Genomic DNA, 7,636 nt, shown 5'->3' with positions numbered 1-7,636 from the left:
CGCAGGGCCGCGCGCGTGGCGTAGCCGGTCCGGCGAGGACGGCCCGCCCGCAACTCGCGGGCCGCCCGCCTGCCGCCCCGCCCGGTGACACGCCGGGCGGGCGATGGCTGGCCAGTTCGCCCGGCGAATGCCGGAGCCGCTCCGCCTTCAGAACACCGCGCGGAAGGGCAGCACGCGAACGCGGTCGCCCGGCGCCACCTGCGTGACCTCCTCCGGCAGTTCGGCGAAGGCGTCGGATTCCGTCAGCGAGGTCAGAAGCCCCGCACCCTCGCGCGGATACTTCCGCGCCACCGGCAGTCCCTCGCCGAAGGCCAACGAGACGCGCACGTATTCCCGCCGCCCCGCCTTCTTCCGATAGGCGAAAGCGGCCTCCGCCGCGAAGCGCGGCAGCGTCTCCGCGGTCGCGCCGGCCAGGCGCAGCACCAGCGGGCGCGCCAGGTGCAGGAAGGTGACGACGGCCGCCACCGGGTTGCCCGGCAGCCCGACCACCGGCGTGCCCGCATCCGCGGAGCCGCCTTCGGGACGGATCACGCCCATCGCCGCAGGCCGCCCGGGCTTCACCGCCAGCCGCCAGAACACCAGCCTGCCGCCGGCCTCGATCGCCGCCTTCACATGGTCCGCCTCGCCGGTGGAGACGCCGCCCGAGGTCAGCAGCAGGTCATGCGCCGCCGCGGCCTCGCGCAGCGCGCGCGCGGTCGCGTCGCGGTCGTCCGGCAGGATGCCGAGGTCCACCGCCTCCGCCGGCAGCCCGGCCAGCAGCGCCATCAGCGTGAAGCGGTTCGAATCGTAGGTCTTCGCGCCGCCGAGCTGCGCGCCCGGCTCCGCCAGCTCGTCGCCGGTGCTGAACACGCCCACCCGCACGCGGCGCCGCACGTTCAGCGACGCGCAGCCCAGTGCCGCCGCCAGCCCGATCTCCGCCGGGCCGAGCCGGCGACCCTCCGCCAGCGCGACCTCGCCCAGAGCCACGTCCTCGCCGGCCGGGCGGCAATTGGCGCCGCGCTTCAGGCCAGGCGGCAGGATGACGGCGCCGCCCTCCTCCTGCGCATCCTCCTGCATCATCACGGTGTCGGCGCCGTCCGGCATGGGCGCGCCGGTGAAGATGCGGATCGCGGTGCCCGGCGCGATCGGCGCCGCCGCCGCGCCCGCCTGCAGCCGGCCCGCCAGGCGCAGCCGCGTCTCGCCCTGCGGGGCCAGGTCCGCATGGCGGAAGGCGTAGCCGTCCACCGCCGAGTTGAAGAAGGGCGGCAGCGCGACCGGCGCGCGCAAATCCTCCGCCAGCACCCGTCCCAGCGCCGCGCGCAGCGCCACCGGCTCCGACCCGTCCGGGCTGGGCACGCGCTCAGCGATCAGGGCTGCCGCCTGCTCCACCGCGAGCAGCTTGCCGCCGAAGGCGAAACAGTCGTCGCTGAGCTGCGCCATGCGCGCCTTCTAGCCCCTGGCGAGGAAGGCTTCCAACGGCGTGGCATGCGCCAGGATCAGATCCGCGATGGCGCCGATGTCGTCCAGATGCGCCCGCGGAAGGCGGTCGGAGGGCGGGGCCACGTCGGCGGCGATGGCGGCGATATGGGGGTCGTCCGGGTGCAGCCAGGGCTTGCCGTTGGCGCCGCGATGCACCTCGAGCTTCGGATGCGCGTCGCGCTTGAAGCCCTCCACGATCACCAGGTCCACGCGATCCAGCTTGCGCAGCAGGTCGCCCAGCTTCGGCTCCGGCGCGCCGCGCAGCTCGGTCATCAGTGCCCAGCGATTCGCGCTGGCCACCAGCACCTGGCGCGCGCCGGCGGAGCGGTGCTCGTAGCTGTCCTTGCCCGGGCGGTCGATGTCGAAGGCGTGGTGCGCGTGCTTGAGGGTGGAGACCGCGACGCCACGCGCGGCCAGCGCGGGGATCAGCCGCGTCATCAGCGTGGTCTTGCCGGCGCCGCTCCAGCCGGCGAGTCCGATCAGGCGCAAGGCGTCTGGTCCTGTCCGAAGGTTCGCGGCGGGCCGCGTGCCGCGCCCTTATCCACCACCCGGCCTGCACCCGCCATGCCCCCCGGCGTTCAGCCGCGGCAGGCCCGCCAGATGGCCTCGGCGGTCGCCGGCATCTGCAGCGCCGCGCCGCGGCCATCCGGCAATGCATCCGCGATGGCGTTCATCACCGCCGCGATGGCCGCGGTGGTGCCGGCCTCGCCCACGCCCTTCGCGCCGAGCGGGTTGGTGCGGCACGGAACCGGATGCATGGCGCAACGGAAGGCCGGCAGGTCGGCCGCGCGCGGCAGCGCGTAGTCCATCAGGCTGCCGGAGAGCGGCTGGCCGGAGGCGGGATCGTGCACCACGCGCTCCATCAGCGCCTGGCCGATGCCCTGCGCGGCCCCGCCCATCACCTGCGCATCGGCCAGCGCGTGGTCCAGCACCGTGCCGCAATCGTCCACCGCCGTGTAGCCAACGACCTCCACCTGCCCGGTCTCGGGATCCAGCTCGACCTCGGCGACGTGGCAGCCATTCGGGAAGCTGTCCGGGACCTCCGCGGTCGCGACGGCGTCGAGCGTGTCGCCGCGCCGTGCGGCCTCCCGCGCCACGGCGAAGAGGCCGATGCGGCGGTCCGTGCCCGCCACCTCGAAGGCGCCGTCGCGGAAGGCGATGTCGGCCTCCGCTGACTCCAGCAGCGTGGCTGCCAGCGCCCGGCCCGTGGCGATCACCGCCTCCGTCCCGCGCAGCGCCGCGCTGCCCGCCAGCGCCGTGCTGCGCGAGGCGACGGAGGCCGCGCCGCGCAGGCCGAAGTCCGAATCGCCCTGCCGCAGCACGACCTGCGAAGGGTCGATACCAAGCCGCTCCGCCACCAGCCGCGCGAAGACGGTCTCGTGACCCTGCCCGGTGGACTGCACGCCAAGGCGCAGCACGCAGCGCTCCGTCTCTGGTTCGACGGCAAGCGCCGAACTCTCGAAGGGGATCGCGCCGGAATGTTCGAGGAAGCAGGAGACGCCGAGGCCGCGACGCCGCCCCCGCGCAACGGCTTCCGCCCGGCGCGCCGGAAAGGCCGCCGCGTCGGCGGCGAGGAGCGCGCCGTCGAGCACCGCGGCGAAGTCGCCGCTGTCATACGTCGCGCCGACCGGCGTGCGGTAGGGCATCGCCTCCGGCGCGATCATGTTGCGACGGCGCAGTGCCAGCGGATCGAGGCGCAGCTCGCGCGCCGCGGCTTCCACCAGCCGTTCCATCAGGTAGTTCGCCTCCGGCCGTCCGGCGCCGCGATAGGGTCCGGTCGGCACGGTGTTGGTGAAGGCCAGCCGCACGCCGGCGGAGATGCGCGGGATGCGGTAGAGGCTGCCGATGCAGCGCGCGAAGTTCGCCGTGGCGATCAGCGCGCCGTGGCTGGAGACGAAGGCGCCGAGGTTCACCACGGCGATGACGCGCAGCGCAACGAAGCGGCCTTCCGCGTCCAGCCCCAGGGCCGCTTCCTCCCAGCCGTCGCGCGCCTGGTTGTCACTGAGGAACGCCTCGCTGCGCGTCGCCATCCAGTGCACGGGCCGTCCGGTGAGTCGCGCCGCGGCGAGCAGGGCGACGTATTCCGGATAGGCCGGCGTCTTGAGCCCGAAGGCGCCGCCCACGTCGCCGGTGAGGACGCGCAGGCGCTCCGGCGGCAGGCCGGATGCGGCGGCGAGTCCGTCGCGCAGCATCGCGGCACCCTGGGACGGGGCGTGCAGCGTGAAGCGGTCCGACATCGGGTGCCACTCTGCCGTCGCCCCGCGCGGCTCCAGCGGCACCCCGGCCAGGCGCTGCTGCACCAGGGACAGGCGGACGACATGCGCCGCATCCAGCAGCAGCGGCGCGACCGCCTGCTCCGGATCGCCGGCGGCCCAGTCCAGCGCCAGGTTGCCCGGCGCCTCCGGCCAGAGCAGCGGGGCGCCCGGGGCAAGCGCCGCGCGCGCATCGGTAACGGCCGGCAGCGCCTCGTACTCCGCCTCGATCAGCTCCGCCGCGTCCAGCGCGGCGGGCAGGCTCTCGGCGACGACCAGCGCGACTGGCTGGCCGACATGCAGCACGCGCTCCTCCGCCAGCGCGGGGCGATGCGGCACGACGAGCGGGCGCCCCTCGCGCCCGGCCAGCGGAAGTGGCTGCGAGACGTTGCCGGCGCCGAAGGCACGCATCTCCGCCGCGGTCAGCACCGCGCGGACGCCGGGCGCACGGCGCGCCGCCTCGGTGTCGAGCCGGACCAGCCTGGCATGGGCATGCGGCGCGCGCAGGAACACGGCGTGGAGCTGGCCGGGCAGCGGCGCATCCGCGACGAAGCGGCCGCGCCCGGTCAGCAGCCTGGCATCCTCGACGCGGCCGTGGCTCACGCGCCGACCTCGTCGAGGAACGTCTCGACCAGGGCGTTGAACGCCGCCGGCGCCTCGATGTTCGCCAGGTGCCCGGCGCGGGGGATCGCGGCGAAGCGCGCGCCGGGGATGCGCGCGGCGATCTCGCGCCCCATCGCCGGCGGGGTCAGGCGGTCGCATTCCCCGGCCAGCACCAGCGTCGGCGCGGCGATCGCGGGATAGGCGTCGAAGCGGTCCGACTGCACCATGCAGGCGACCGCGCGCATGTAGGAAACGGGGCGCAGCGCGGCCATGCTCTCCACCAGGCGGTCGAACACGGCGTCGCCGGCCTCGGGCCCCATCAGCGTGCGGGCGACGGCGGGCGCCATCTCGCGCGGGGTGCGCCCGGCTTCCAGCGGGCCGCAGCGCAGCCGCACGAACTCCTCGCGCTCCGCCGCGGTGAAATGGCCGAAGCCGAGATGCGTGTCGGCCAGCACGAGCGAGGCGACGCGCGCGGGGTGGCGCACCGCGAAGTCCATCGCGATGCGTCCGCCCATGGACAGCCCGCAGAGATGCGCCCGCGCCACGCCCAGCCCGTCCAGCACGCGCAGCAGGTCCGCGGCATAGGCCGCATGCGCGCGCGGCTCCGCCGGGTCGTCATCCTCGGACAGGCCGTAGCCGCGCGCATCCCAGGCCGCCGCCGTGAACCGCCCGCCGAAGTGGCGCAGCGCCTCAGACCAGTTGGTGCGGTTGCCGCCGATGCCGTGCAGGAACAGCAGCAGCGGCCCCTCGCCGGCCAGGTCGAGCGCGATGGCCGGGCCGTCGCCGCGGATATGCAGCGTCCGCAGGACGGGCGGCATCGCGCTCAGCGCGCCGGCGGCACGTTGCTGCGGTCCACCAGCACGTGGCCGACATTCACCCGGTCGAAGCCGCGCTCACCGCGCAGCCAGCGCGCCATGGTGTCGATGCCGAGGCGTCCCCAGGTGGCCGGGTTCAGCTCCACCGTCAGCGAGACGTCGCCGCGGCGCACCGCGGCCAGCGCCGGCGGGATGCCGTTCAGCCCGGTGACGATCACCTGCCCCGCGCGGCCGGACTGCGCCACCGCCTGCGCCGCGCCCAGCGCGATGTCGTCGTTGCCGCCATAGATCGCGCGCAGGTTCGGGTGCGCCACCAGCAGGTCCTGCGCGACGCGCAGCCCCTCGTCGCGCGTCAGCGCCACGTCGCGGCGGGCCACCACCTGCACGCCCGGCGCGCGGGTGATGACCTCGCTGAAGCCGGCGGCGAGGTTGCGGAAGGTGGCCGCGCCCTGCGGCCCGGCGATCATGGCGACCTGGCCCGGCCCGCCCATGGCGCGGATCACCCAGTTGGCGACGTCGCGGCCGATCTGCACCTCGTCCATCGCCACGTACAGCGTCTGGTGCGGGCTGTCCGCGTGGCGGGCGACGGAGATGATGGGGATGTTCGCGCGCGCCGCCGCCTCATACGCCGCGCGCGTCGCCACCGCGTCGATCGGCGAGATCAGGATGCCGTTGACGCGCTGCGCGATCAGGTCGAGCACGCCGTTGTTCTGCGCCACCACGTCCTCGTTCGCGGTGACGAAGCGCAGCCGCCAGCCCAGTTCCCGCGCGCGCTCGTCCATGCCGCGGCGCATGGCGATGTAGAAGGGGTTCGTGTCGGAGGCGAGCGAGACGCCGATCGTCACCGCCTCCTGCGCCGCCGCGCGCCCCGCCGACAGCGCGAGCCCCGCCGCCGCCAGCCCGAATGCCCGTCGATTCATCCCACCCCTCCCCTTTCCCTCACGCCCTGCGCCCGTGCCGCAGGCGGTCGGCCGCCGCCGCCGCCACGATGACGACACCGATCGCGATCCGCTGCCAGTAGCTGTCCACGTTCATCAGGTTCAGCGCGTTCGCCAGCACGACGATGATGAACACCCCCGCGATGGTCTTGTGCAGCTTGCCCTCCCCGCCATGCAGGGACGCACCGCCGACCACCGCCGCGGCGATCGCCATCAGTTCGTAGAACTCGCCGGAGGTGGGCTGCCCGCTCTGCAGCCGCGCGCAGAGCATCACGCCCGCCACGCCCGCCAGCGCGCCGCACCAGATGTAGGCGGAGGCCCGCACGCGATCCACCGGGATGCCGGCCAGGAAGGCGGCCTCCCGGTTGCCGCCGGTGGCGAACAGCCGTTTCCCATAGGCCGAGCGGTGCAGCACCCACCACAGCACGACGAACAGCAGGATCGGCGTCCAGGTGATCAGCGGGATGCCGAACAGCCGGTCCCGGCCATACAGGATGAAGGCCTCGGGCAGCCCTTCGTCGCCAGAGATCGGCCGCCCGCCGGTCAGCAGCAGCACCGCGCCGCGCACCACCACCATCGTGCCGAGCGTCGCGATGAAGGGGTTGAGGTCGAGCCGGGTGATCAACACGCCGTTCACCACGCCGACCACGCAGCCCACCAGCACGCCGGCCACCGCGCCGGCCACCGGCCCGAGTTCCAGCATCACCGCCGCCGCCGCGCAGCCCGAGGCCGCGACGGTGGAGCCCACCGAGATGTCGAAGCCGCCGCTGACGATCACATAGGTCATGCCCATCGCCAGCACCGCCATCACCGACGCCTGCAGCAGCACGTTGGTGATGTTCACCGGCGTCAGGAAGCGGTCGGTCATCAGCGCAGTCGCCGTGCAGAGCAGCAGCAGCACCAGGAAGGGCGTCTGGTCCAGCAGCGCCGCGCGCAGACGCGCCGGTCCCGCCACGGCGGGACCGGAGGAGATTGGCTCGGCCAGGCCCGGTCGCAGCTCCGTCATCCCCGCTCCCTCAGGCCCCGAGCGCGCCGCGCAGCGTCGCCTCGGTGAAGTCCGGCCCGCCGCGTTCCAGCCTGGCGCGCACCGCGCCGTCCCGCATCGCCAGCACCTCGTCGGCGAGGGACAGCAGCTCATGCAGCTCGGCCGAAGCCAGCAGCACACCGCCGCCACGCGTCGCGAACTCGTCCACCAGCCGCAGCACCTGGCGCTTGGCGGCCACGTCGATGCCGTGCGTCGGCTCGTCCAGCAGCAGCGTGTGGAACGCGCCCATCAGCCAGCGCGCGAAGATGACCTTCTGCTGATTGCCGCCGGACAGCGCGCGCACCGGCAGCGCCGGATCGGCGGGGCGGATGTCGAGCCGGCGCACCAGCTCCGCCACGGCGCGATCCGCTGCGCCGGCGTCGAAGCGGCCGAGCGCGGTGGTCATCTGCGGCAGGTGGGGCAGCACGATGTTGTCCCGCACCGACAGCGCCGGCACCAGCGCGCGGGCGCGCTCGCTCGGCACGTAGCCGATGCCGGCGGCAATCGCGTCGCGCGGCGAGGCCACCCGCGCGGCGCGCCCGCGCA

At 74.6% G+C, this 7,636-nt stretch carries 7 protein-coding genes; all 7 read right to left on the bottom strand.

Annotated features, from left to right (window positions below; all coding sequences use genetic code 11):
• Positions 1-147: 147 nt before the first annotated feature.
• On the bottom strand, positions 148-1,419 hold the full coding sequence (locus OZN99_RS20815) for a molybdopterin molybdotransferase MoeA (RefSeq protein WP_270937173.1): 1,272 nt from the start codon (positions 1,417-1,419) through the stop codon (positions 148-150).
• A gap of 9 nt (positions 1,420-1,428) precedes the next feature.
• The gene (gene mobB, locus OZN99_RS20810) at positions 1,429-1,947 is read right to left on the bottom strand and encodes a molybdopterin-guanine dinucleotide biosynthesis protein B (protein WP_270937172.1); all 519 of its coding nucleotides are present in this window, start codon (positions 1,945-1,947) and stop codon (positions 1,429-1,431) included.
• An 89-nt stretch (positions 1,948-2,036) separates the two neighbouring features.
• Positions 2,037-4,313 (bottom strand): xanthine dehydrogenase family protein molybdopterin-binding subunit, encoded by a 2,277-nt coding sequence (locus OZN99_RS20805; protein WP_270937171.1) that lies wholly within the window; start codon positions 4,311-4,313, stop codon positions 2,037-2,039.
• Positions 4,310-5,131, bottom strand: coding sequence for an alpha/beta fold hydrolase (locus tag OZN99_RS20800; RefSeq protein ID WP_270937170.1), 822 nt, complete (start codon positions 5,129-5,131; stop codon positions 4,310-4,312). Before OZN99_RS20800 ends, OZN99_RS20805 begins: the two co-directional genes overlap by 4 nt.
• A 5-nt stretch (positions 5,132-5,136) precedes the next feature.
• Complete coding sequence (locus OZN99_RS20795; protein WP_270937169.1) at positions 5,137-6,048, bottom strand: substrate-binding domain-containing protein; 912 nt, start codon at positions 6,046-6,048, stop codon at positions 5,137-5,139.
• Positions 6,049-6,067: 19 nt separating this feature from the next.
• The gene (locus tag OZN99_RS20790; RefSeq protein ID WP_270937168.1) at positions 6,068-7,072 is read right to left on the bottom strand and encodes an ABC transporter permease; all 1,005 of its coding nucleotides are present in this window, start codon (positions 7,070-7,072) and stop codon (positions 6,068-6,070) included.
• Between the two features lie 10 nt (positions 7,073-7,082).
• A partial coding sequence (locus tag OZN99_RS20785) for an ATP-binding cassette domain-containing protein (protein WP_270937167.1) occupies positions 7,083-7,636 on the bottom strand: 554 nt, incomplete at its 5' end.

This window comes from Falsiroseomonas oryzae (assembly GCF_027856955.1).
In the GTDB taxonomy this organism is placed as follows: domain Bacteria; phylum Pseudomonadota; class Alphaproteobacteria; order Acetobacterales; family Acetobacteraceae; genus Falsiroseomonas; species Falsiroseomonas oryzae.
Note: the sequence above shows the minus strand (reverse complement) of the source record. Positions and strands in the feature narration are given on the sequence as shown.